The sequence below is a fragment of the Algoriphagus namhaensis genome (genome assembly GCF_042649705.1).
Taxonomy (GTDB): Bacteria; Bacteroidota; Bacteroidia; order Cytophagales; family Cyclobacteriaceae; genus Algoriphagus; species Algoriphagus namhaensis.
Genome location: NZ_JBHRZS010000007.1, coordinates 895,061 through 919,032 on the forward strand (window position 1 = coordinate 895,061; position 23,972 = coordinate 919,032).

The window sequence follows — 23,972 nt, forward strand, 5'->3', positions numbered from 1 at the left end:
CTTTTTTATGAGAGATTACTTTTTAAATATTTTAGTAGTATTGATTCTGATATTGGGTGAATTTGGATATTTATTTTCATTTTTAATTTATGGTAAGTATTTGTCCTTGCTGATTTTTTTTGTATTAATTTTTCAATCAAGATTTAAAATTAGGAAGGGAGTGATTGGTATTAATTCTTTAATTTTCCCATTTGTTATTATTGTTTTTCTGAATTTTGTCCAGTTTTTTAATTTTTCAATTTATCCTGTGATTGAGTCTATTATTATTTTGTCCGCAGTATTGCCATTTATCTCTACCACTAACTTTAACTTTTATCCGAGGTTTGTTTTTCTCTGTTTACTTGTTTCTTTTTTTATAAAAACTGGATTTGATTTTAACTTATCGTTGTCTGTTGATTCATTTTTGAAATCAGAGACATCATCAAATGAGACAAATCTTTTTTCATTTATTTTTGGTTTCTTTGCGATTTACTTTTTTTACGTGAAAAATAAAACCTATTTTGTTTTAAGTGTCATTGTAGTTATTTTAACTTTTAAAAGAATTGTTTTCATTAGTCTTTTTATAACCATTTTATTTTCTATTTTGAGATTGGATAAATTGAAAAATATGTCATTGTTGGTTATTCTTTCTAATTTATTTTGGGTTTTAATTAGTTATGTCATTACTACTGACTGGTTTTTTGATTTTTCTGTAGAATTTTTTAATCTTAGTCCTGGGTTTCTTACTAAGGGGAGGTCTACTGTATATGGTTTGCTGTTTGATAATTATGAGGGTTTAAATATAATTCCAATTCTTTTTGGTTTTGGTGCTGCTGAGGCTCGGATTAGTTTATTATCTTACGATATTGGGATTTCATTAATTCATAATGATGTTCTTAAATTGTTTTATGAATATGGTGTATTTGTCTTTATCTCTTTTTTTGTTTTCCTTTATAGGAATAATTCAAAAGCTATTTTATTCTCTGTCTATTTGAATTGTTTATTTTTTACCGATAATGTTTTCATCTATGCTCCTGTTATTTTTTTATTTTTTCTTCTTTCGATGGAATATACTAGAGTGTTGAATATGAAGAAGTGTTTGTATCTAGTTTGATATAGATTAATTTGCTATGAATTCCAAATTGCTATTATTACATCCTTCATTAGCTCCTTATAGGGTTGATTTCTTTAATTTTATAAATTCTACTTTTGATAGTAAATTCTATTTTTATTATAATAATGTTCTTGATCAGAATTTTGATCAGCAATATTTGACAAGTCAGATTTCTTTTCGACAATATTTTCTTAATAATGGATTTAGAATTTTCAATAGAACTATTCGATTTGGGGTTTTTCCGGTTATTTCTGATTACAGACCCAATATAATCATATGTAGTGAGTTTGGTCAAGTTACTTTATTGGCATATATATATTATTGGATTAGTAACAAAAAGTTTAAACTTTACACTATTTGTGATGATAGTTTAGCGAATGCCGTGGAAAGGAAAGGACTCAGATTGTTTGTTCGCAACTTTCTCTTAAAACGTATCGATGGGGTTATTTTTGCAAGTCAAGAAGTTTGTGAATGGCACAGATTAAACTTCGTTAGTAATATGAAAATGTTGAACTTTCCTATTATTCATGAGGACCAAGCTTTTAGAAGTAAAATTCGAAGTAGTTTGGATGTAGCGAATACCTATTTGACGAAATATAATTTGTTTGGAAAAAAAATTATTCTTTTTACTGGTCGTTTGGTTGAAGTAAAGAATATTTTTTTTCTTGTAAAGGCCTTTTCAAAAAGTAATAATGATAATTCTGTTTTGATAATTGTCGGTGATGGTCCTCTAAAACAAGATTTAGTAACATTAGTTGATGATCTTAAATTAGTGGATAAAGTGTTGTTCATGGGACGGCTAGAGGGAAAGCCGCTTTATGCCTGGTACTCTATAGCTCATTTGTTCATCTTACCAAGTACCTTTGAAAGATTTGGTGCAGTAGTTAACGAGGCGTTATTGGGTGGATGCTCTGTATTATGTTCAAACAAGGCTGGTGCAATAACATTGCTGAATGGATTGAATGGTGCCGATTTTGATCCTTATAATGAGATTGAATTAATAAGTTTGATCAATATGTTTATTATAAATGATTTTTATGATCTTCATTCTACTATTCAACTAAGACCTAGTTTAATGCCTTTTACTTTTAAAGAGAAGATTATAAAGTTACTTAAGGATTTATGAAAAAAAAAATAATTTTTCTTTTGCATCTTCCACCGCCTGTTCATGGAGCTTCAACCGTAGGTCTTATAATTAAGTTTAATTTTGATCGTAAAAATGATTTTTTAAAATTTTATTATTCAATTGGTACTACGAAGTATTTTTCCGAGAGGCGAAAAATTAGTCTTATTAAAATTTTAAGGTTTTTTTTTCAATTCTGTAAAAATTGTTATAACATTATTCGTTTGAAGCCAAACCTAGTTTATTTTACCTGTTCTACACATGGTATGGGTTTCATTAAAGATTCTTTGTATATTTTAATTCTTAAATTATTGAAGGTGAATTTTATTCTTCACTTTCATAATAAGGGTTTTCATAAAAAGTCTTTATCGCAATTTGGTATTTGGTATCATAATCTAATTTTGAATAATTCTAAAGTTATTTTGCTTAGTCATAGTTTGCTTAAATATTATATTCCTTTAGTAAAGAAAAAAAACTGTTTCTTTCTCCCGAATGGAATTAAAGATTATTCCCGTCAATTTACTATGGAAAATAAACCAAATTTTCGAATTCTATTTGTTTCAAATCTTGTTGAATCAAAAGGAGTGTTTGATTTATTAGAGATTTGTTATAATCTGAAGAAAGTTGGTATAGACTTCTTTTTAGATATAGTTGGTGATGAGGCGGAAATAAGTAAGGGAAAACTTTATGAATGGATTAATTCTTTTGGACTTTCTGAGCGAGTTACTTATTATGGTGCCTTATATGGTTCAGATAAGTGGGGTGTCTTTTCTAGGGCGTCTTTGTTTTTGTATCCTAGTAGGGAGGACTGTTTTCCTTTAGTTTTATTAGAGGCTTTTAGCTTTGGTTTACCTATTGTTTGTTCAAATGAAGGTGCTTTAGAGGATATAGTAAATCATGGGAATGATGGATTTATTATTCCGGAATATAATCCTAGTCACTATGTTGATAAGATTAGTTTTTTATTCTCAGATAAATACATTTTACAAAGGTTTTCTCAAGAGGCAAGAAAGAGTTTCGAGTTGAAGTTTAGGGAAGAAATCTTTATTAATAATTTTGCCAAAATTGTTGAAACTGTTATATGATTAGAATTAGGCTAAGAAGATTTGCTTCACAATATTTTGGTTGGCTGGTTAGGTTTTTTTATATCTGTTTTATTGATTTTCAGCTTAAAATTTCTGACAAACCTATTATTCTTATACTTACACCAGGGAAAGTTGGTAGTTCATCTCTATACTTTAATTTAAAGAAAAATCTTAAAAATCCGATATACCATGTCCATCGGATATCTAAATTAGGAATTGGACAATCCAAAGAGGAACATTTAAAGTCAGACAGAAAATCACTACCCTTACATTTGATTATTTCTGAAATACTTCATGAAAAAATAATTAGGAATCGGACTAACTTGATTGTTATTACGGTTATCAGAGAACCAATTTCTAGATTTGTATCATCTTATTTCCAGAATATTGAATTTTATAAAAACCGGGTGGAGAGTTCCAATTTGAAAATAAACATTGATGCTTCTCTAGAAATTTTAAAGGAGAATTGCACTGCAAATATTTGTTACGAGCTTGAAAATTGGTTTGCCACTGAGATTAAACAATTTTTTGACATTGATGTATTTGGACTTGAATTAAATTCTCCGTGTGTTATTTTAAAGGAACTTCCTTTTATTTTTTTAAGACTTGAAGATTTGCAACAGGCTTGGCCTTTGGTAGCCAATGAATTATCTCTTTCGAAGGATAACGCAAATCTTAAAGACTTTAATGTTGGAGATAATAAATACTATTCCTCCGCCTATTCACAAATTAGAGAACAATTTAAGTTGGAAGAAGATATTTTTGAAGAAATTATTGAAACGAAATTCTATAAAAAATTTTATTCAGATCGGATTAAATTGGTTAGGAAAAAATGGGTGAAAACAAGTTAATTAATTTTTTTGATTTCCGAATATCAACTTCTCTGGAAATAGATTCTACTAGATCAGGATTAGTTTATAACACTATTAATCCTCATTCATTTATTATTTCAAAAAAAGATGAACTTTTTAAAAAGGCTTTAATATCCTGTGATTTTCTTGTTCCTGACGGTGTGGGAATTGTTTGGGGAATTAAAGTTTTGAATGGTAAGTCAATAGATAAAATTTCAGGATTTGATTTGTTTGTGAAAATGATGAGTGAAGCAAACCAAGAAGGGAAAAAGTGTTTTTTCCTTGGTTCTTCGCAAGAAGTTTTAGAAAAAATCAAAATTAAATGTAGCCTTGAATTTCCTAATATTTCATTTGGTTGTATGTCTCCTCCCTTTAGACCTGCTTTCACAAATGAAGATAATTGTGAGATGAGGAATGCAATAAATAATTTTAGGCCTGATTTTTTATTTATTGGAATGACTGCTCCAAAGCAAGAAAAATGGTTATTTGAAAACCGAAATAAATTGATTTTCGGTGCTGCAGCTTCAATTGGTGCTGTATTTGATTTTTATGCAGGAACGGTTAAAAGGCCTAGTCAATTTTGGATTAATTTGGGACTTGAGTGGTTGCCGAGGTTCATGAAAGAACCTAAAAGATTATGGAAGCGAAATTTAGTATCAACTCCGTTGTATGTTTGGGATATTTTTAAAGAAAAGCTTAAGTCTATTTAGCCTTCTATTAATTGGTAACTTTTGCCTTTCGCAAGAGATTTACGGGGATCGTCTGTTTTCTGTTGTGACTCTTTCACTTAGTGATTCGCTTATTTATTCCAATAAAATGTTGTTCGATTACAAAGACTTAGAGGTTGACTTATTACCTCTTCATTCTTTGTTAAGGGTTAATTCAGGTAGGCCGTATGGCTGGAATGATTATGGGCTAAACCCAAATGTAGGTTTTCAACAATATATTTCTTCAGGAGTTAAAACAAAGTGGAAATTTGTGACTGTCAAATTTCAACCTGAAATTTACTTTTCCACCAATGGTCGATTTGATGGGTTTCCGGGGGATTACTCAGATCAGGAAAATCTTGATAGGTTCCATACGTTGAATAGGGGAGATTACCCTGAATATTTTGGACCTGGGGCTACAGCGAAATTATGGTGGGGTCAAAGTAAAGTTGCCTTTAACTACGGTGCATTCGAACTAAAAATTTCTACTGAAAATTTCTGGTGGGGTCCAGGACAATGGAATGCACTTACGTTTTCTAATAGCGCCCAAGGTTTTCCACATATTTCTATTAATACAATGAAACCTGCTAAAACTTTTCTGGGAGAGTTCGAAGCACATTTACTTATAGGGAGCTTAAAAGATTCAGGTTTATCACCTCTTATTAGTCAAGAGTTGAATGATATTTATTTCAAAGCATTTAATGGAGATTTCAAGTATTTAAATGCCTTTATGTTATCCTATAAACCCAAATGGATTTCAGGTCTTACGGTGGGTTTTACAAGAACTTTCCAAGTGTATAATGGATTGAGAGGCAATACATTTTTTGATTGGCTTCCTGTTTTTGAAGGATTTCAGAAAAAGAATTTTTTTGAAGACGGTAATACTGTTGATTTTGATTCAAATGGTCGGGATCAACAAGTTACATTTTTTGGAAAGTACGTTTCAAAAAAGGCACTAGCAGAGGTTTATTTTGAATATGGCAAGAGGGACCATAATTTTTCATGGCGAGAATTTGTCTTAAACCCTGAACATGCGAGAGCATTCATTTTTGGGTTTAACAAACTTTTCAGGATCTCTTCTTCTGATGAATTTATTCAGGTAAGGTCAGAAATAACTCATCAACAAGAATCAGTAAATAGATACATAAGATATCGAGGTTTAAAGGGAAATAATTCTTGGCATACTCATTTTTCAGCCCGGGGTTTCACCAATAATGGTCAAGCTCTAGGTGTGGGTACAGGTTTAGGTTCAAACGTTCAAACTATCGAAGTTTCAAAAATTCAAGGTTATAACAAATTGGGTGTTCTTTTTGAAAGGCTGGATCATGACCCAGATTTTTATTATAAAGCTCTTTTCCAATTCACTGAGCGTAAACCCTGGGTCGATCTCTCTCTCGGCTTTCTCTACGATAAGAAATTCGATAATCTTTTGCTTAGCTCCAAGCTCCAAATCATCCATGCGAGAAACTACCAATGGCAGTTGGATCCGGCGAGTACACCTGAGTTCCCTAAAGGGGAGAATTTAACAAGTGTCATGGCGCAGGCTAGCCTGATTTATTTCTGGAATAAGAGGGATTGATTTTACCACCAAGAGCGCGAGGGGCACTAAGTTTCTTTACCACCAAGAGCACTAAGGGTCTCCACAATGGAAAAAGAGACTGAGCGCTAAGGGATTATAGTTCGAGAGATGAAGGAATAAGGTGAGATTAGCTTGGGTGCTTGGAGAGCTTAGTGGTTTACTTTTGTGGCAAAAGAATACTCTTTAAAATTAATTTATGACTTTTAGTATCTTAGCTACAGGATTGATTATCCTTGCTCTAATTTTTTCCTTGTTCAGGAATTGGATTAGGCCATCTTTGACATTTTTAGCTGCTGTATTTTGCTTTGTTGGGCTTCAGATAATAAAAGTTGAAGACCTTTTACAAGGACTCGCTAATAAGCAGATTATTCTAATTTTCCTTCTAATTGTGCTTACAGGAGGGATTCAGCGTAATCTTGGTAAAGGCTTCTTTTTTGCTCTATTCCAGAAATCACTCTCTCCTTTTCAATTCCGGCTACGAATGATGTTGACAGTTTCAGGCCTGTCTAGCGTTTTGAATAACACGCCTGTTGTTGCCTTTATGATCCCTTTTGTGAAAAACTGGGCAGAGCATAAAAACCTATCACCCTCCAAATTTTTGATCCCACTGTCCTTTGCTACGATTTTAGGCGGGATGATTACTATAATCGGTACATCTACCAATTTGGTTTTAAATGGATTGGTGATTCAGTCTGGCTTACCCTCCCTCGTTTACTCAGATTTTCTGTTTTTAGGCTTAATCATCTCATTTTTGGGTTTACTTTATCTCACTTTTTTCTCTGATAAATTTCTCCCAAAGTATGGCGGGAGGAAAGAAAAAGTTCTAGAAGATTTGAATGAGTATTTGGTGGAAACCATAGTATCTCCAGATTCTCCGATTATAGGAAAAACTATAGAAGAAGCTGGTTTGAGGCATTTGAAAGACTTGTTCTTGGTAGAAATAATGCGTGGAGAGCGTGTGATACCTGCTGTATCCTCTGATCGTCTGATCCAAGCAAATGACCTATTGTTCTTTGCCGGAAATACTCAATCGATTTTAGAATTAATCAATCTGGATAATGGTCTACAACTCCCAGAAGAGAGTCATATTCATCACAACGGATTTTCTTCTCTAACGGAGGCGGTCATTCCCTCAGGGAGTCGTTTGGTTGGATCATCTTTGAAGGAATTGGGCTTTCGGGATAGATATAAAGCTTCTGTGATTTCAGTGTACAGACAAGGAGAAAAGGTTAAAGAAAATCTTGGGGCTACTAAATTGAGGGAGGGAGATTTGTTGCTTTTGCTCTGTGCAAATGATTTTAATACCCACGTTTCAAATAGAGATTTGATTTCTTTATCTAAATCAGGTGAGATAGAAAGTTCATTTTCTTTGAAACGTAATTTCCCGAGTCTACTGGCAGTTCTAATCTTGCTACTGGGAATATTTGGATTAATTGATTTGTTCGTGGCTGCATTGATAGGTATCGTTGGAATGTTAATTTTTAAGATACTAGATATAAATCAAATTAAGGATTCAATCGATTTGGACTTACTAACTATTCTGGTATGTGCGTTGGCAGTAGGGGTGGCCATACAAAAATCAGGGGCATCTGAATACTTAGTAGGTAGTTTAAATTTCTTTCTTGAGGATAAGACCCCAATGATCGGTATAGGTATTCTTTTTCTAGTCACACTGGCTTTGACCTCCTTAATTACCAATGCAGCCGCTGTTTCAATTATGTTTCCAATTGCCCTTGAGTTGGGAGGGCAATCAGGCTTACCCTTGACCCCATATTTTGTTGCCATAGCCTTTGCGGCAAGTGCGGATTTTATGACACCCATTGGCTACCAAACCAATTTGATGGTGATGGGACCTGGAGGCTATAAATTTTCAGATTATACTAGAATTGGGTTACCTTTAACCTTTATTTATTCGATCACAGTACTTCTTTTTATCAATTATTATTACTTCTAAAATGGGAGAACATATTCACCCAAGCGTTTTTAAAGTTTCTAAGGAGCTAAGAACAAAACGTTTAAACCAAACCCCGAAACTTATTTGGTTCACGGGATTATCTGGCTCAGGTAAATCAACCATAGCGAATGCTGTAGAAGCTGGTCTTTTTGAGCAAGGGTTTCATACCTATTTATTGGATGGAGATAATGTTCGTGTTGGCTTGAATAAGGATTTGGGATTTACAGATGTAGATAGAATTGAAAATATTCGAAGAATATCAGAAGTGGCAAAGCTGATGATGGATGCTGGGCTATTGGTTATTTCCGCATTTATTTCTCCATTTCGGGCTGAAAGGCAAATGATCGCAGATTTGGTTGGCACTGATAATTTTTTAGAAATATTTGTGGATTGTCCATTGGAGGTTTGTGAGTTACGTGATGTAAAAGGTCTCTACCAAAAAGCCAGGAAGGGAATCATCAAAAATTTTACAGGCATTGATTCGCCTTACGAAAAGCCTGAAAATCCTTTTGTCCATATTCATTCTGATCAAGAAGAGCTTTCTCATTCTGTGAATCGAGTGATGTCTGTGATCAAAAAGGAAATATCTATTTAAACCTATTTATTATAGTTAAACCCAGAAAATTAAATTATGGGACAATATTATTTATCGCACCTCAAAGAACTTGAAGCGGAAGCGATCTTCATTATTAGGGAGGTAGTATCTCAGTTTGAAAGACCTGCTTTACTTTTTTCTGGAGGTAAGGACAGTATACTCCTTGCGCATCTTGCGAAAAAGGCTTTCTATCCCTCTAAAATTCCATTTCCATTAGTTCATATTGATACAGGGCATAACTTCCCTGAGACTATTGAATTCCGAGATAATTTGGTGAAAGAATTAGGTGTACAATTAGTGGTCGGCTCTGTTCAAGAGAGTATCGATAAGGGGCGCGTAAGAGAGGAAACTGGAGTAAATGCTAGTAGAAATGCGCTCCAAACAGTGACTTTATTGGATACTCTGGAAGAATTGAAAACGGATGCTGCCATGGGAGGAGCGAGGAGAGATGAGGAAAAGGCTCGAGCAAAAGAACGCTTTTTCTCCCATCGAGATGAATTTGGACAGTGGGATCCAAAAAATCAGCGACCTGAACTTTGGAATCTCTTCAATGGAAGGAAACATCACGGGGAGCATTTTCGGGTTTTTCCTATTTCAAATTGGACGGAAATGGATGTTTGGCAGTATATCAAGGAAGAAAATATTGCATTACCATCCCTTTATTTCTCACATGAGAGAGAATGCGTGATTCGCGATGAGGTGATATTAGCGAAATCAGAATTTCTCCCCTTAAAACCGGGAGAGGAAATTCATACGCTCACCGTAAGATATAGAACCTGTGGCGATATGCCGATTACAGGCGCTATCAAATCTGAAGCTAACACCTTAGAATTAATCATTGAAGAAGTGGCCACTACCCGGACAACAGAGCGAGGGACGAGAGCAGATGATAAACGAGGAGAAACAGCGATGGAGGATAGAAAAAAGGCTGGGTATTTTTAGAGAAATTTGAAAACTATTCTAAGGTCATTTCGACCGAAGGGAGAAATCCCATTTGCAATAAGAGAAGCTAAATAAATGGAGAGATTTCTCCTCGTTCCGGGTCGAAATGACTTCGATATCCAATTAGTTCTAAGAAGAAATTACAAAAGAATGTCAATACAAGAAAATAATCAATTACTTCGCTTTACAACTGCAGGATCAGTAGATGATGGAAAAAGTACACTGATCGGACGTTTGCTTTATGATTCTAAATCGATTTTTGAGGATCAAATTGAAGCGGTAAAAACCTCCTCAGAAAAGAAGGGTTTCGACTATGTTGATTTATCACTATTAACGGACGGCTTAAAGTCCGAACGAGAGCAGGGAATAACCATTGATGTAGCTTATCGCTACTTCGCTACCCCAAAAAGAAAATTCATAATCGCTGATACTCCTGGTCATACCCAATATACTAGAAATATGGTGACAGGAGCTTCCACCGCCAACCTTGCCATCATTTTGGTAGATGCTCGAAAAGGATTGTTAGAACAAACTTACCGACATTCCTTTATTGCATCCTTATTGAAAATCCCTCACGTGGTCGTCTGTGTGAATAAAATGGACCTTGTTGATTATTCTGAGGAAGTTTACAATAAGATCGTTTCAGACTATGAGGCTTTTTCAAGTAAACTTGACATTAAGGACGTGCAGTTTGTGCCTATTTCCGCATTGAAGGGAGATAATGTGGTGGATCGATCCAAGAATATGCCTTGGTATGAAGGTTCAACACTTTTGTATCATTTGGAACATGTCCATATCGCATCTGATTTTAACCATATTGATTGCAGATTCCCAGTTCAAATGGTCATTCGTCCGCATACCTTGGAATATCAGGATTTTAGAGGATATGCTGGCAGAATTGATGGGGGGATTTTTAAGCCAGGAGATGAAGTGAAAGTCTTGCCTTCTGGTTTCACGAGTAAAATCAAAACTATCGAATTAAACGGTGAAGAGATTAAAGAGGCATATGCTCCCATGTCGGTGACGATGACTTTGGAAGATGAAATTGATATTTCAAGAGGGGATATGATCGTCCGTCCCAATAACCAGCCTCATGTAGAGCAGGATCTCGAAGTAATGGTTTGCTGGATGAACCAAAAAACCTTACAGAATAGGAATAAAATGATCTTGAAGCATACTACAAAGGAATGCCAGGCAATGATCAAAGAAATCCAATACAAGGTGGATGTGAATACGCTTCATAGAATTGAGAATATTTCAGAAATCGGAATGAACGAGATTGCGCGGGTTTCTATCCGTACTGCTCAACCCGTTTTCTTTGATTCGTACAGAAAAAACAGAATGACAGGTTCTCTTATTTTAATTGATCCTAATACCAACGAGACAGTAGGTGCGGGAATGATTATCTAAGTTTAACCACGAAGCTCACTAAGGGCACAAAGATTGATTGATTTTGATTGATAAGACAGAAGAAATTTTTAAAAAAGTTTTAGATGCCTGTTTCAAAGTTCACAAGACTCTAGGCCCTGGGCTATTAGAAAATGCTTATGAAATTTGTCTTGCTCATGAATTGCAAAAAATGGGGTTGAGGGTGAGATCCCAAGTGGCACTGCCAGTTATTTATGATGGTATTAAGCTGGATGCTGGTTATCGAATTGATTTATTGGTAGAGGAATCAATAATTGTGGAATTGAAGGCAGTAGATGAATTACATCCCATTCATTTAGCGCAAGTTTTGACATATTTAAAATTATCAAAAAAGAAATTGGGACTATTAATCAATTTCAATGTCAAACTTTTAAAAAATGGAATAAAAAGGGTGATCCTCTAAAAATTCTTAACTCTCTTTTTGTAAATGTGACTAAAAAAAATCTGGAGTTATTTTGCTTGAAAATTAGAACAAAAATAAAGCTTGGTGTTCTTCGTGCACTTTGTGGTAATACAACATGATTAATTTAAAAGAATTAACCTCCCTAGCTAAAAAGGCTTCAATTGAAGCCGGAAAAGCTATTCTTGAAATTTATGAAACGGCTGATTTTGGTGTTCAGACCAAAGGAGACAACTCACCTTTAACAAAAGCGGATCAGGCGGCACATCAAGTCATTTTGGGCTTTTTGAATGAAACTGGTTTGCCCATTTTATCGGAGGAAGGTAAGGATATTGAGTTCCGAGAAAGAAAGAACTGGGAATATTTCTGGATGGTGGACCCACTTGATGGGACCAAAGAGTTTATCAAGAAAAATGGAGAGTTTACGGTAAATATTGCCTTGATCCATGATGGTAATCCCATTATGGGTGTGGTTTATGCACCTGTCTTGGACTGGTTATATTGGGGTAATCATGAAGAGGGAGCTTGGAAGAAGGAACAAAATAACGATCCAATCCAATTATTGAATCAGTTAGAAAGCAATGTGAAAACCATTGTGGCAAGCAGGTCCCACCTTAGTCCTGAGACCCAAGAATTTATTGATCAGTATCCTCAAGCCGAAGTGATTTCCATGGGGTCTTCCTTGAAATTTTTGTTAGTTGCAGAGGGAAAGGCTCAAGTTTATCCTCGTTTTGCTCCAACTATGGAATGGGATACGGCTGCAGCACATGGAGTTGTTCTTGCCTGTGGTGGAGAAATTCTCAAATGGCCTGAGAATACTCCATTGTGTTACAACAAAGAGAATTTACTAAATCCTTGGTTCATTTGCTCAGGAGTAAAAAAGCCATAATTTTGCATGAGTAATTTGATACTATAAAAAATATTTTACATCACTATATTTTTGTATTTTATCACTATTAATTTCCGATTTGATAATAAATAGTCATTTTTTCTATAAAAAATTTAATTTTTCATCGAAGAAGTACGATTTTTGAAGTTTAGTCCTTAAAACTAACAGAATATGAACTTTTTCTACGCATCCCTAATCGCATTTGCGGTTACTTTTTTGACCATGCCGGTACTAATCAAAGTACTGAAGCGAAAAAAGCTTGGAGACGCACCAGGCGGTCGCAAAATCCACAAACAGTTTATTCCCTCCATGGGGGGAATTGCCATATTTGCTGCTGTTGCGGTGTCTCTGGCCATCTGGGCATGGCAGTTCCCACTCCCTGATATTCGATACTTGCTTGGCGCTATTGCCCTGATGTTCTTTGTTGGATTTCGGGATGATATGGTGGAGCTTAAAGCTTCCCATAAGCTTCTGGGACAGCTCGTGGCTGTATTACTTGTCGTAGTGGTTTCGGATATTCGGATTAAGGATCTCCATGGATTTCTTGGAATAGGGGAACTGCACTTCATTATTAGCTATACTTTTTCGGCATTTGTGATTCTCGCATTGACCAATGCCTTTAATCTTATTGATGGCTTGGATGGATTAGCTGGAACTATCGCCTCTATTATATTTTCTTGTCTGGGAACATGGTTTGTATTCCAAGGTCTGGAAAGCTACGCTTTGATTTCATTCACCTTCCTGGGCGGAATCATAGCATTTCTGTTTTTCAATTGGCATCCTGCAAAAATCTTTATGGGAGACACAGGTTCTTTGACGCTCGGTTTTACTATGGGAGCCTTGGTTATTGCCTTTATGGAAAATAATGCAGCACTTCCAGATGGGGCCTTCCTTAAATTTGAACCGACATTTACTGCAGGGATAGCTTTGATGCTTTTCCCACTATACGATATGGCAAGAGTCTTTACTCGGCGGATCAGAAGAGGTCAAGGCCCGATGACTCCAGACAAGAGCCATGTGCACCATTTCTTGATGCGTATGGGGCTTAAGCATGATCGAGTTGCCGTTCTTTTAGGCGCTTTGCAACTTGCTTTTATTGGGCTTGTGTTGCTGATGAAGGATGTATCAGATCATATAGCCCTTCCTGTAATCAGTGTACTTGTTTTGGCTTTGGGATTTAGATTAGATCAAATCTCTGTTAAGTACGTCAAGAAAAAGGTACACAAAGAACCAAGAGTTCTTTCCCAAAGAAAAAAGAAAAGCTCCAAAAAGAAAATTGAAGTGGATAGAGAGGGGCTGAAAGAAAGCCGTATAAACTTGAATTAGATTTTTTGTTTTTCCCATTATTTCATCAGAACCCAAGACTGCTTTTTCGCTACTTGAATCTCTGCACAGATCGAACTCCAATCTGTGAAATTAGATACTTTCAAATCGTCTTGTAATCGAAGATGAAGCCCATTTTAAGAAGGAGAAGCTTCGTTATAAGGGAAAGGCCTTGATTTGATCCTTGTCCCTTACTGACCTTTTTTAACGCCCTCGATTCTTTTCTCTATTGATACTTTTGAAGACCAAAAGTATCCAAAAGTCTTGGCCTCGTTCTTTTCTTTCCGCTGGTCTCTTTTGAAGTCTCCTTAAAAATTAGTGTACAGCGGAATTTTGTCTTGCTTTGCCACCCTAAAAATGACTGGATCTCCCTCGATCCCTCGGAAGCCAATTCATTTTCTTTACAGGTTTGCAAAGCACTCCAAAACCGAAAATCCCGCAGGGCCAGGATCACCGAAAAATTTTAATTATATTCAAAAAATTGACTCAGGTGCAGGGTAGTTCACAGCTTTTCATGGTACTTATTTCAAGGAGCTTTTCATTAAAGGGGTGATAGAACCATTTAATTATATGTCAAGATTGAATTTTTCGCTATTTGAATCTCTGTACAGATCGTGCCCCAATCTATGAAATTAGATACTTTCCAATCGTCTTGTTTTATAAGGTGAAGCCGATTTTAAGAAGGAGAAGCTTCGTTAAAAGGGAAAGGCCTTGATTTGATCCTTGTCCCTTACTGACCTTTTTTAACGCCCTCGATTCTTTTCTCCATTGATACTTTTGAAGACCAAAAGTATCCAAAAGTCTTGGCCTCGTTCTTTTCTTCCCGCTGGTCTCTTTTGAAGTCTCCTTAAAATTAGTGTACAGCGGAATTTTGTCTTGCTTTGCCACCCTAAAAATGACTGGGTCTCCCTCGATCCCTCGGAAGCCAAGTCATTTTCTTTACGGGTTTGCAAATCACTCCAAAACCGAAAATCCCGCAGGGCCAGGATCACCGAACGATTCCAGTCTAATTCAAATCCTTGTATTCGCCGAACAATTCATTGTTGATCTTGGTGGAGCTCATTTTTAAAACATTTTCATTAAAGCCCAAGTAGTATGAATTTTTTGCAGCATTTCGAATGACCTATTTTATAGGTCATTTTTTGTTTATTGACATTTGTGGTTTGGTTTTTGATCCATTAAGAATTAGCTTTAAAAGACTTATTTGCACCTCTTTGAATAAGAATGTCGTTTAATCTTCCACTTTCGTTTCCCGTATTTGATGGAAATGAAAAAAAATACTCGAGTCAAGCCATAGAAGCAGGTCACCTTGCTACTTATGGAGAGTTTATTGGGAAATTTGAAGACAAACTGTCCAGAAAAGTTAAATCACATCAAAGCGTTGCCCTGAATTCTGGCACTTCTGCCTTACACCTTTCACTTGTTTTATTAGGGGTAGAATCTGGGGATGAAGTGATCTGTCAGTCATTTACTTTTTGTGCTTCAGCTAATCCAATCGTTTACCTTGGTGCCACACCTATATTTGTGGACAGTGAAAGGGACAGTTGGAATATTTGTCCTGAGATCTTAGAGGATACGATTTTGAGCCGAATTGCCAATGGAAAAAAGCCAAAAGCAATTGTCGTAGTTCATCTTTTCGGTATGCCTGCTAGGATGAAAGAAATTTTGGAGATTTCTCAAAAGTATGATATACCCATCATCGAAGATGCAGCTGAATCTGTTGGTTCTCAGATAAATGGTCAGTTTTGCGGGACTTTTGGCGATCTTGGTATTTTCTCCTTTAATGGAAATAAAATTATTACCACAGGGGGAGGAGGAGCTCTTATTTCAAGAGATACTCAACTGCTTCAGCGGGCAAGATACCTTTCTGCTCAGGCAAGAGAGGACTTGCCATATTACCAGCATTTAGAGATTGGGTATAATTACCGAATGAATAATATGGCCGCTGCAATTGGTTTAGCCCAACTGGAGCAACTTGATAGTTTTGTGGAGAAGCGAAGGAAGATCAATAGGATTTATCGTATGCTTCTGGCTGATGTGGATGGCATTTCTTTCCAAAATGAAGCCCCTGCTTCGTATTCTAATTTTTGGCTTACCTCCATACTTATTGATCCTAAAAAGGCAGGAACGACAAATGACAAGCTCAGAGTACGTCTTTTAAAAGAAGATATTGAAACAAGGTTTCTTTGGAAGCCTCTCCACCTCCAACCCGTTTTTCAGAATATGCCTTACTTTGGTGGTACAATTTCAGAAGATCTATTTTACAATGGTCTCTGTCTGCCTAGTTCAGTGAGCCTTACCCTAGATGACCAGGAAAGAATTGTTAATTTGATCAAGTCAACTCTTGTGAAATCAATTTATAAGTGATTTATCAGAAAGTTTTTAAAAGACCGCTCGATATTTTTGTTGCTTCGATCCTCTTTTTGATCCTTAGCCCTGTTTTTATTCTTCTCTCTATAGCTCTTTTTGTTCACCATTCAGGTCATCCTTTTTTTTACCAATGGAGACCGGGTTTGAATGGGAAGTGCTTTAAGATTATCAAGTTTAAGACCATGTCTGATGAGGTGGATGAAGACGGAATTTTACTGTCGGATGACAAGCGCTTGGGTACTTTTGGAAAAATGATTCGAAAAGCCTCATTAGATGAAATTCCGCAATTAATCAATGTAATTCGCGGAGATATGAGTTTGGTAGGCCCTAGGCCTTTACTCCGTGAGTATTTAGGACTTTACAGCCCCACTCAAGCAAAAAGGCATAGAGTTAGGCCAGGAGTTACAGGTTGGGCTCAGGTAAATGGAAGGAATGCAATTACTTGGGAAAAGAAATTTGATTTTGATGTGTGGTATGTGGAAAACCTAACTTTTCTCCTTGATTTTCAGATTCTTGTCAAGACATTTTTTAATGTGATCACTGGAAAAGGGGTGACTCAACATGGTCATGTCAGCGTTGGAAAGTTTCAAGGACAAGGGAGCAATACTAGGAAGCTCGAGGTCAGGTTAAAGTCTTAAGATGAAATTCCAATTGGCGAAATAATCCTAGGATTCCTTGTTAAAATTTTATCTAAAGAATCATTTCTTGCTAAATTTTCAAAAGATAGTTATTTTGCCGAACATTTGTGAATGATGGCTTTCAATTAAAAAGCCGTATCTTAATCAAATAAAGAAGCGAATTCTATGAATTTTTTAACCCGGCTCAAGATTCTTCCAAGATGGATCATCGCCACTTTTGATGCCTTAGTTCTTTTTTATTGCGCCATCTTTGGATACTTGGTTCGATTCAATTTTGAACTTGCCATAGTAGAGGAAAATGATGCCTTCGTAGGTAGCCTAACGTTTATGCTTGGAGGTCTTCTAGTAATGCAGAATACTCGCAGCTATGAGGGTATTGTAAGGCATACTGGTTTTCGTGATGGTGCCAACATCTTTAAAACGGTTGTAATCAATTTTTTATTATTCCTATTCTTAAATTTCTTCTCGGGAAACTTTCTAAACGATAGATTTTTACTTCCAACATCTGTACTAATTATATCTAGTCTTTCTTCACTTTTTGTGTTGATTTTCTATCGATTGCTCGTGAAGGAATTGTTTCAATATGTGAAGAGTGGAGTGCTGGAGCAAGAAGTTAAAAATGGAGTGATTTTTGGTGCTGGTGAAGCGGGTATTATTGCCCAAGAAGCCATTAAGAGGGATAGAGATACGGTTTTTAATACCATTGCATTTTTGGATGATGACCCCAAAAAAGAGGGTAAGAATATTGATGGTAAACGCATCTACTTTGGACTCGAGCAGCTGGAAAAGCTTGTGAAAGAACAGGGAGTTACGGAATTGATTATTGCCATTCGTGACCTTTCAGTATCCAGAAAAAACCAGATCACTGACGAGTGCCTTCGCCTTAATGTTTCGGTTTCTATCATTCCTCCTGTAAATCAATGGATCAATGGTGGCCTAACCGCAGGTGCGATTCGAGAAGTGAAAATTGAGGACCTTTTGAGTCGTGAACAAATCGTTCTGGAAAATCCTAGAATCCAAGAGGACATACAAGGAAGAGTGGTTTTGGTGTCAGGAGCTGCAGGTTCTATTGGAAGTGAGCTTTGCCGTCAGATCTGTCACTATAAGCCCAAACTTCTGATTTTATTGGATATTGCTGAGTCGGCACTATACGATATCGAACAAGAATTTAAGGAGAAGAGGTGTTCAGTACCGATTCAAATTGTCTTAGGTGACATTCGAAATAAGAAAAAAATCAAAGAGGTTTTTAGAAGATTCAAACCTCAAATTGTTTTCCATGCGGCGGCCTACAAGCATGTGCCGATGATGGAGAATTATCCTGAAGAAGCGATTCACTCTAACGTATTGGGAACAAAAGTTCTCGCGGATATTGCGGTATTATCTCAGGTCGACAAATTCGTATTTGTATCCACTGATAAAGCTGTAAATCCTACCAATGTGATGGGGGCGAGTAAGCGGGCAGCTGAAATGTATGTGCAGGCTTTAAATGAGTATCTCGAAACCAATCACAAAAAATACCATACCAAGTTTATCACTACTCGGTTCGGAAATGTTTTGGGCTCGAATGGTTCGGTGATTCCACTTTTCAAAAAGCAAATCTTGAATGGTGGACCTATTTCTGTTACTCATCCTGAGATAACCCGTTACTTTATGACTATCCCAGAGGCTTGCCAATTGGTACTAGAAGCTGGAGTCATGGGAGAGGGTGGAGAGATTTATATCTTCGATATGGGAGAGCCGGTGAAGATTCTTGATTTGGCTAAAAAAATGATTAAACTCTCGGGCAAGGTCGTGGATGAAGATATCAAAATTGTGTTTACAGGACTCAGAGAAGGAGAGAAGCTCTTCGAAGAGCTCTTAAATGACTTTGAAACGGTCAAAATCACGCATCATCCAAAAATTAAAATAGCGCAGGTTCTTCCTTCTGCCTATCATAAAATTGATGGGCAAATAGAAATGTTTACGGATTTGATTAATCAAAATTCTGAAAATCAGTTAGTGTCCCATCTCAAGGCCATTGTTCCAGAGTTTATTTCGAATTCATCTAGATTTGAAGTCTTGGATCGTTTGAATTAAAATCACGAACAAAAGAATTGGAGCTGCTCATCTTTCATGGGCAGCTTTTTTTATTCCAGACCAATTAAATCCTGTAAATTTGCGCATCCTTTAGGGCTTTTTTAACCCATGAAAAAAACACTTTCCCTTCAACTTTCACCTCAAGAGGCATTTGACCAGGATACCTTTCGTCGGGTTTCTTTAAAAAAAGCCGGAATCCAAAACGATCCTCAGGTTTTTGTTAGACAAACTAGGCGTTCTATTGATGCAAGAGGAAGACAGATAAAAGTGAATGTGGATGCAGAGGTTTTTGTAAATGAAAACCCTGGATCTCTTGCGCCAAAGCATAGAGATTATCAGAATGTAGCCAATTCCGAGAATGTGTTGATTGTAGGTGCTGGGCCAGCCGGTTTATTTGCGGCACTTCGAGTGATTGAGTTGGGATACAAGCCCATAGTTTTTGAGCGGGGTAAAGATGTAAGAGCACGCAGGAGAGATCTGGCTAAAATCAACAAAGAACATATTGTAAATCCAGAGTCTAATTATTGCTTTGGAGAAGGAGGGGCAGGGACCTATTCTGATGGAAAGCTTTATACTCGCTCCAAAAAACGAGGCAATATTCGTCGCATCATGGAGATTTTGGTGGCTCATGGGGCCACAGAGGAGATCTTGGTAGATGCTCATCCACATATCGGTACAAACAAACTTCCTCAACTCGTTGCGCAATTGAGAGAGTCCATTTTGCAGGCAGGTGGCGAAATTCATTTTGAAACAAGAATCGATGATCTGATCATAGCAGATGGAGAGCTCAAGGGAGTAGTCACTCAGTCTGGAGAAAAGGTAAAGGGTCTTGGGGTAATATTGGCGACGGGTCACTCATCGCGAGATATTTTTCATCTTCTTCAAAATCGTAAGGTATTAATCGAGGCTAAGCCCTTTGCTTTAGGAGTGCGAATAGAGCATAGTCAAACTCTTATCGATCAGATTCAATATCACTGCTCCACAGATCGCGGACCTTATTTGCCACCTTCCGCTTATTCCCTAGTGCATCAGACGCATTATAAGGGTGTTCAGCGTGGAGTTTTTAGTTTTTGCATGTGTCCGGGTGGTTTTATAGTTCCGGCTGCCACGGCGCCCGGAGAGCTTGTGGTGAATGGGATGAGTCCAAGTCGACGAGATGGGAAATATGCCAATTCAGGAATTGTAGCGTCCGTAGAGCTTGAGGATATACCAAGTTATCATAAGTATGGGGCTTTGGCTGCTTTGTATTTTCAGGCTGACGTTGAAAAGAAAGCCTGGCAGGCTGGAGGAGAAACGCAAGTTGCCCCAGCACAGCGAATGGTAGATTTCGTAGAAAAAAGGGAAAGTTCGACCTTACTTCCCACTTCCTATCAACCCGGCCTGAAGGCTGTCAATATGATGGAAGTTCTTCCTGATTTTATTGGACACAGACTTGCTGATGCCTTTCAGGCCTTCGGCCAAAAGAAAAAAGGATACTACACGAATGAATCACAACTTATTGGATTAGAAAGCCGAACTTCTTCCCCTGTCCGAATCCCAAGAGATCGGGAAAGCTTTGAGCATTTGGAATTGAAGAGACTATATCCATGTGGTGAGGGTGCTGGATATGCCGGAGGAATAGTATCAGCAGCCATGGATGGAGAGCGCTGCGCGGAGTATCTTTTGCTGAAGTACGGTAATGTGGCAGCTGAAGAGGCCAATTGAGACAATAGCTGTCAGCTAAGCCGGTAAACCCTTAGGTTTTCTTAGCTTTGATTATGGAATTTGCCATCGTGGATATTGAGACGACTGGAGGTTCTCCCGCGGCGGGAGGGATCACTGAGATTGCTGTGGTGATCCACAACGGACAGGAGATTACTGAGAGCTTTGAAAGCTTAGTCAATCCCGAAATGGGGATTCCGACATACATCACCGGTCTTACAGGTATTGACAATGCTATGGTGCGGAATGCCCCGACTTTTGCTGAGATAGCCGATGACCTCTGGGAATTGCTTGATGGAAAGGTTTTCGTGGCACATCAGGTTAATTTTGATTACAGTTTTATCCGTGAGGCCTTTTTGCGTTTGGGAAAAACTTACTTACCTCAAAAACTCTGTACGGTTCGACTTAGTAGAAAGGTTTATCCAAAAATGCGATCATACAGCTTGGGGAGACTTTGTGAATCAAGAGGTATTCCCATTTTGGCAAGACATAGAGCCATGGGAGATGCCAAAGCTACTGCGATTCTTTTTGACCAAATGATTCAAGAGTCTCCAGATGTTATTTTTCAGGGCTTAAAGAAAAATTCGGGCTACAGTTTTTTGCCTCCAAACTTCCCGAAATCTAGATTCGATCAAATACCAAAATCCTGCGGCGTGTATTACATGCTCAACGAAAAAGGGAAAATCATTTATGTAGGTAAAGCGATTAACATCAAGGAACGATTCAAAAATCATTTTTCTGGAAACTCTTTGCCCAGTCTGAAAAATGCCTTGAAAGCAGAGGTTGTTGATCTGAAGTGGGAATTGACAGGATCTGAGTTTTTCGCATTGCTTTTTGAAACCATTGAAATTAAAAGGCTTTGGCCAAAGTATAATTCAGCCTTAAAGCGACCCAAAACGCTTTGGGGCCTATTTCAATTTGAGGATGGGAATGGTTTTTTGAGATTCCAGATCGCTAAAGTGGGCAAGGGGCTTTATCCTCTGGAAACATTTTTTTCACGAGAGGAGGCAGTCGCCTTTTTGAAAATTGGTATCCAAAATCATGAGCTTTGCGAAAAACTTTGCGGACTCAAAAAAGTGTCATGTAATCCCAAGGAAACTAATTCATGTCAAGGAGCATGTCATGACTCGGAAAAAGCTGAAGACTACAATCAGCGCATGACAGACTTTGTCACCAAGATCAAAGACACGCAAAAAGAACTTTTGATCGAATTGCCTGGAAGATCGGAATTGGAATTACTTCAATTGGTTTTTGATCGGGGGATTTTGAGCAAATATGCTTTTTATGAGAGAAAGAACACATCGGATTTAGATGAGGAAAGCTTTCAATTTGTTCCACAAATTCCAGAGACATTTTATATTTTTAGGCAATTTATTCATACCATCGAGCCGAGTGCCATTCGAGTTTTGGCCTCCTGATTATCGAATTTTGAGCCAATCTTCTTCTAGAAAACTGTAGTAAATCGTATTCCTACGTCTCCCATGATGAAGTAAAGTGTGACTTCTGAGAACCCCTTCTTCTATGGCTCCAAGCTTAATTAAAGCCTTTCTTGCTGGAAGATTTAATACGTCTGTTTTGAATTCTACCCGTTTCAAATTTAAAGTTTCAAATGCATAAGCGAGCATTAATTTTTTAACGGAAGGATTCAAGCCCGTCCCATGAAAATCCTTTCCTATCCAGGTCCAACCAATTTCCACGCGTTGATCCCTTTGCGAGTAGTTCCCAAATCCTGAAGATCCGGCTAATTGATCAGTTTTCTTGTCCCAGATCACAAATTGAAGCCTTTTTCCTTCAAAATGATCTAAGGCCCAAGGTTTGAAAGCTTCAAATTTGGATAGATCATGAGTAAAGTATTCCCATAACTCTGGCTCTTGAGTAAGTGGCGAAAGCAAAGAAAAATCCTGCTCTGTCAAGGGACGAAGCAGGATAGTTTCATTTTCTAGGATGAGGTCTTTCGGGAAATCGGTCATCCTTGCATCACTTCTTTGAATGCCTGATTGTAAAGAGCCATTTCTTCTATAGTACCCGTGGATATTCGGCACCAGTCATTCAACGGAGGGAAAGGCCTTCCGATCTGAACGCCTTTTGCTAGCATGGCCTCACCCAATTCTTTGATATCTCTTCCTGAGTGGAAAAAGACGAAATTTGCATGAGAAGGCAAATACTCAAGTTTCAGTTCATCTAGCGTATCGGTGATCATTTTCTTTGCCTCTACGGTCTTTTGAAGAGAGAAATTGTAAAAATCCTGATCCATCAGGGCAGCTTTTCCAGCCTCAATTGCCATGATATTTGTATTGGCCACCACTCGTTCGGAAAGCTTCTTGGCGATTTCTGGCTTTGCAATCAAATAGCCTAAACGGATCCCTGCAAGACCATAAACCTTGGAGAAAGTTCTTGAGACAATCACATCCCGACCCTCTTTTACCAATTCCACCATGGAAGGGTAGCCTGGCTCTGTGATATAGTCGTAGTATGCTTCGTCACTAAATACAATAGTTTTTTCACTCACAGTCTTGCAAAAATCTACCACCCGATCTGCAGGAAGTAGTTTACCAGTGGGGTTATTGGGATTACAAAGGAAAACAAGGTTGGTTTCAAAGCTTACGCGCTTTTCAATTTCATCTAAATCAAAATCTAAGTCCTTATTTAGCGGTACCCAGTTGATATCCGTACCCCAAAGCTCAGCGTAGTTCATCATAGCCAAAAAAGTAGGGGAGCAGCTGATGATTTCACCACCCTGACCAAAAGTAAGGCCAGCGACTTTAAGTCCTTCTGTAGATCCAGCCACCATGACGATATGATCTGGAGTCACGCCTTCTTTCTTTGCGATCATTTCTACAAGGTCTGCATTATAGGACCAAGGATACCTACACCCAAGGTCAAAATGTCCTTCCATAGCTTTACGCATGGCGGCCGATGGACCGAAAGGATTTTCATTAGAACTTAGTCTAATGGTATCGGCTAAAGGTCTTGGATTGTACTTCGCTCGCTCCTCTGCGGATAGGCTTGGAATCACTCCACTTACCCCCAGTGCAGCCATTCCACCTCCAAGTGAAGCCTTTTTTAGCCATGATCGTCTTGACAAACCTCTCATAATTCTTTCTTTTTTTTGTTAAAATAGTAAATGCCCTGTCTTAAAATTAAAAATTTTACATGATTGGCATGAGTTCATTGAATATAATTAAATTTTGACAATTTGAAGTATTGAAATAAAATAA

The 23,972-nt window shown here is 37.4% G+C and carries 20 protein-coding genes; 18 read left to right on the forward strand and 2 right to left on the reverse strand.

From position 1 onward, the window contains the following. Positions 1-7: 7 nt before the first annotated feature. The 18 genes from ACFOSV_RS12195 to ACFOSV_RS12280 all read left to right on the forward strand — a co-directional run bounded on the left by ACFOSV_RS12195 (position 8) and on the right by ACFOSV_RS12280 (position 22,172). A complete protein-coding gene (locus ACFOSV_RS12195) occupies positions 8-1,093 on the forward strand; it encodes a hypothetical protein (RefSeq protein WP_377906293.1) in 1,086 nt (361 codons plus the stop codon). A 16-nt stretch (positions 1,094-1,109) separates the two neighbouring features. Then, positions 1,110-2,219: a glycosyltransferase gene (locus ACFOSV_RS12200; RefSeq protein WP_377906294.1), complete on the forward strand. Its 1,110-nt coding sequence runs from the start codon at positions 1,110-1,112 to the stop codon at positions 2,217-2,219. Beyond that, a complete protein-coding gene (locus tag ACFOSV_RS12205; RefSeq protein WP_377906295.1) occupies positions 2,216-3,301 on the forward strand; it encodes a glycosyltransferase family 4 protein in 1,086 nt (361 codons plus the stop codon). Before ACFOSV_RS12200 ends, ACFOSV_RS12205 begins: the two co-directional genes overlap by 4 nt. Then, positions 3,298-4,152 carry a putative capsular polysaccharide synthesis family protein gene (locus tag ACFOSV_RS12210; RefSeq protein ID WP_377906296.1) on the forward strand — a complete coding sequence of 285 codons (855 nt, stop codon included), beginning with the start codon at positions 3,298-3,300 and terminating at the stop codon, positions 4,150-4,152. Before ACFOSV_RS12205 ends, ACFOSV_RS12210 begins: the two co-directional genes overlap by 4 nt. Beyond that, positions 4,134-4,862, forward strand: a complete 729-nt coding sequence (locus ACFOSV_RS12215; protein WP_377906297.1) for a WecB/TagA/CpsF family glycosyltransferase — start codon at positions 4,134-4,136, stop codon at positions 4,860-4,862. The genes ACFOSV_RS12210 and ACFOSV_RS12215 overlap by 19 nt, the downstream gene beginning before the upstream one ends. 106 nt (positions 4,863-4,968) lie before the next feature. Continuing rightward, positions 4,969-6,438 carry a capsule assembly Wzi family protein gene (locus ACFOSV_RS12220; RefSeq protein WP_377906298.1) on the forward strand — a complete coding sequence of 490 codons (1,470 nt, stop codon included), beginning with the start codon at positions 4,969-4,971 and terminating at the stop codon, positions 6,436-6,438. A gap of 196 nt (positions 6,439-6,634) precedes the next feature. Then, positions 6,635-8,392: an SLC13 family permease gene (locus ACFOSV_RS12225; RefSeq protein WP_377906299.1), complete on the forward strand. Its 1,758-nt coding sequence runs from the start codon at positions 6,635-6,637 to the stop codon at positions 8,390-8,392. Position 8,393: 1 nt separating this feature from the next. Beyond that, positions 8,394-8,987, forward strand: coding sequence for an adenylyl-sulfate kinase (cysC, locus tag ACFOSV_RS12230; RefSeq protein ID WP_377906300.1), 594 nt, complete (start codon positions 8,394-8,396; stop codon positions 8,985-8,987). Between the two features lie 36 nt (positions 8,988-9,023). After that, positions 9,024-9,929, forward strand: coding sequence for a sulfate adenylyltransferase subunit CysD (cysD, locus tag ACFOSV_RS12235; protein WP_377906301.1), 906 nt, complete (start codon positions 9,024-9,026; stop codon positions 9,927-9,929). A 150-nt stretch (positions 9,930-10,079) separates the two neighbouring features. Further along, the gene (gene cysN / locus ACFOSV_RS12240; protein ID WP_377906302.1) at positions 10,080-11,339 is read left to right on the forward strand and encodes a sulfate adenylyltransferase subunit CysN; all 1,260 of its coding nucleotides are present in this window, start codon (positions 10,080-10,082) and stop codon (positions 11,337-11,339) included. Between the two features lie 40 nt (positions 11,340-11,379). Continuing rightward, positions 11,380-11,760, forward strand: coding sequence for a GxxExxY protein (locus tag ACFOSV_RS12245; protein ID WP_377907304.1), 381 nt, complete (start codon positions 11,380-11,382; stop codon positions 11,758-11,760). A gap of 115 nt (positions 11,761-11,875) precedes the next feature. Then, complete coding sequence (gene cysQ, locus ACFOSV_RS12250) at positions 11,876-12,646, forward strand: 3'(2'),5'-bisphosphate nucleotidase CysQ (protein WP_377906303.1); 771 nt, start codon at positions 11,876-11,878, stop codon at positions 12,644-12,646. Between the two features lie 171 nt (positions 12,647-12,817). Beyond that, entirely contained in the window at positions 12,818-13,972 is a 1,155-nt protein-coding gene (locus tag ACFOSV_RS12255; RefSeq protein ID WP_377906304.1) for a glycosyltransferase family 4 protein, read from the forward strand. Between the two features lie 1,221 nt (positions 13,973-15,193). Then, a complete protein-coding gene (locus ACFOSV_RS12260) occupies positions 15,194-16,336 on the forward strand; it encodes a DegT/DnrJ/EryC1/StrS family aminotransferase (protein ID WP_377906305.1) in 1,143 nt (380 codons plus the stop codon). Further along, complete coding sequence (locus ACFOSV_RS12265) at positions 16,333-16,977, forward strand: sugar transferase (protein ID WP_377906306.1); 645 nt, start codon at positions 16,333-16,335, stop codon at positions 16,975-16,977. The genes ACFOSV_RS12260 and ACFOSV_RS12265 overlap by 4 nt, the downstream gene beginning before the upstream one ends. Before the next feature lie 165 nt (positions 16,978-17,142). Next, positions 17,143-19,053, forward strand: a complete 1,911-nt coding sequence (locus ACFOSV_RS12270; protein WP_377906307.1) for a polysaccharide biosynthesis protein — start codon at positions 17,143-17,145, stop codon at positions 19,051-19,053. A gap of 108 nt (positions 19,054-19,161) precedes the next feature. Beyond that, the gene (locus tag ACFOSV_RS12275; RefSeq protein ID WP_377906308.1) at positions 19,162-20,757 is read left to right on the forward strand and encodes an NAD(P)/FAD-dependent oxidoreductase; all 1,596 of its coding nucleotides are present in this window, start codon (positions 19,162-19,164) and stop codon (positions 20,755-20,757) included. Between the two features lie 53 nt (positions 20,758-20,810). Then, the gene (locus ACFOSV_RS12280; RefSeq protein WP_377906309.1) at positions 20,811-22,172 is read left to right on the forward strand and encodes an exonuclease domain-containing protein; all 1,362 of its coding nucleotides are present in this window, start codon (positions 20,811-20,813) and stop codon (positions 22,170-22,172) included. Here ACFOSV_RS12280 and ACFOSV_RS12285 read toward each other — a convergent pair whose 3' ends face one another. Beyond that, positions 22,173-22,724, reverse strand: coding sequence for a GNAT family N-acetyltransferase (locus ACFOSV_RS12285; RefSeq protein ID WP_377906310.1), 552 nt, complete (start codon positions 22,722-22,724; stop codon positions 22,173-22,175). Beyond that, positions 22,721-23,848 carry a pyridoxal phosphate-dependent aminotransferase gene (locus tag ACFOSV_RS12290; RefSeq protein WP_377906311.1) on the reverse strand — a complete coding sequence of 376 codons (1,128 nt, stop codon included), beginning with the start codon at positions 23,846-23,848 and terminating at the stop codon, positions 22,721-22,723. The genes ACFOSV_RS12285 and ACFOSV_RS12290 overlap by 4 nt, the downstream gene beginning before the upstream one ends. Positions 23,849-23,972 lie beyond the last annotated feature (124 nt).

Coding starts and splice junctions, on each gene's coding strand:
- ACFOSV_RS12195 (WP_377906293.1), top strand. CDS start 8: ATGAGAGATTACTTTTTAAATATTTTAGTAGTATTGATTCTGATATTG.
- cysQ (WP_377906303.1), top strand. CDS start 11,876: ATGATTAATTTAAAAGAATTAACCTCCCTAGCTAAAAAGGCTTCAATT.
- ACFOSV_RS12285 (WP_377906310.1), bottom strand. CDS start 22,724: ATGACCGATTTCCCGAAAGACCTCATCCTAGAAAATGAAACTATCCTG.
- ACFOSV_RS12215 (WP_377906297.1), top strand. CDS start 4,134: ATGGGTGAAAACAAGTTAATTAATTTTTTTGATTTCCGAATATCAACT.
- ACFOSV_RS12290 (WP_377906311.1), bottom strand. CDS start 23,848: ATGAGAGGTTTGTCAAGACGATCATGGCTAAAAAAGGCTTCACTTGGA.
- ACFOSV_RS12200 (WP_377906294.1), top strand. CDS start 1,110: ATGAATTCCAAATTGCTATTATTACATCCTTCATTAGCTCCTTATAGG.
- ACFOSV_RS12255 (WP_377906304.1), top strand. CDS start 12,818: ATGAACTTTTTCTACGCATCCCTAATCGCATTTGCGGTTACTTTTTTG.
- cysD (WP_377906301.1), top strand. CDS start 9,024: ATGGGACAATATTATTTATCGCACCTCAAAGAACTTGAAGCGGAAGCG.
- cysN (WP_377906302.1), top strand. CDS start 10,080: ATGTCAATACAAGAAAATAATCAATTACTTCGCTTTACAACTGCAGGA.
- ACFOSV_RS12205 (WP_377906295.1), top strand. CDS start 2,216: ATGAAAAAAAAAATAATTTTTCTTTTGCATCTTCCACCGCCTGTTCAT.
- ACFOSV_RS12260 (WP_377906305.1), top strand. CDS start 15,194: ATGTCGTTTAATCTTCCACTTTCGTTTCCCGTATTTGATGGAAATGAA.
- ACFOSV_RS12280 (WP_377906309.1), top strand. CDS start 20,811: ATGGAATTTGCCATCGTGGATATTGAGACGACTGGAGGTTCTCCCGCG.
- ACFOSV_RS12275 (WP_377906308.1), top strand. CDS start 19,162: ATGAAAAAAACACTTTCCCTTCAACTTTCACCTCAAGAGGCATTTGAC.
- ACFOSV_RS12270 (WP_377906307.1), top strand. CDS start 17,143: ATGAATTTTTTAACCCGGCTCAAGATTCTTCCAAGATGGATCATCGCC.
- ACFOSV_RS12220 (WP_377906298.1), top strand. CDS start 4,969: ATGTTGTTCGATTACAAAGACTTAGAGGTTGACTTATTACCTCTTCAT.
- cysC (WP_377906300.1), top strand. CDS start 8,394: ATGGGAGAACATATTCACCCAAGCGTTTTTAAAGTTTCTAAGGAGCTA.
- ACFOSV_RS12210 (WP_377906296.1), top strand. CDS start 3,298: ATGATTAGAATTAGGCTAAGAAGATTTGCTTCACAATATTTTGGTTGG.
- ACFOSV_RS12225 (WP_377906299.1), top strand. CDS start 6,635: ATGACTTTTAGTATCTTAGCTACAGGATTGATTATCCTTGCTCTAATT.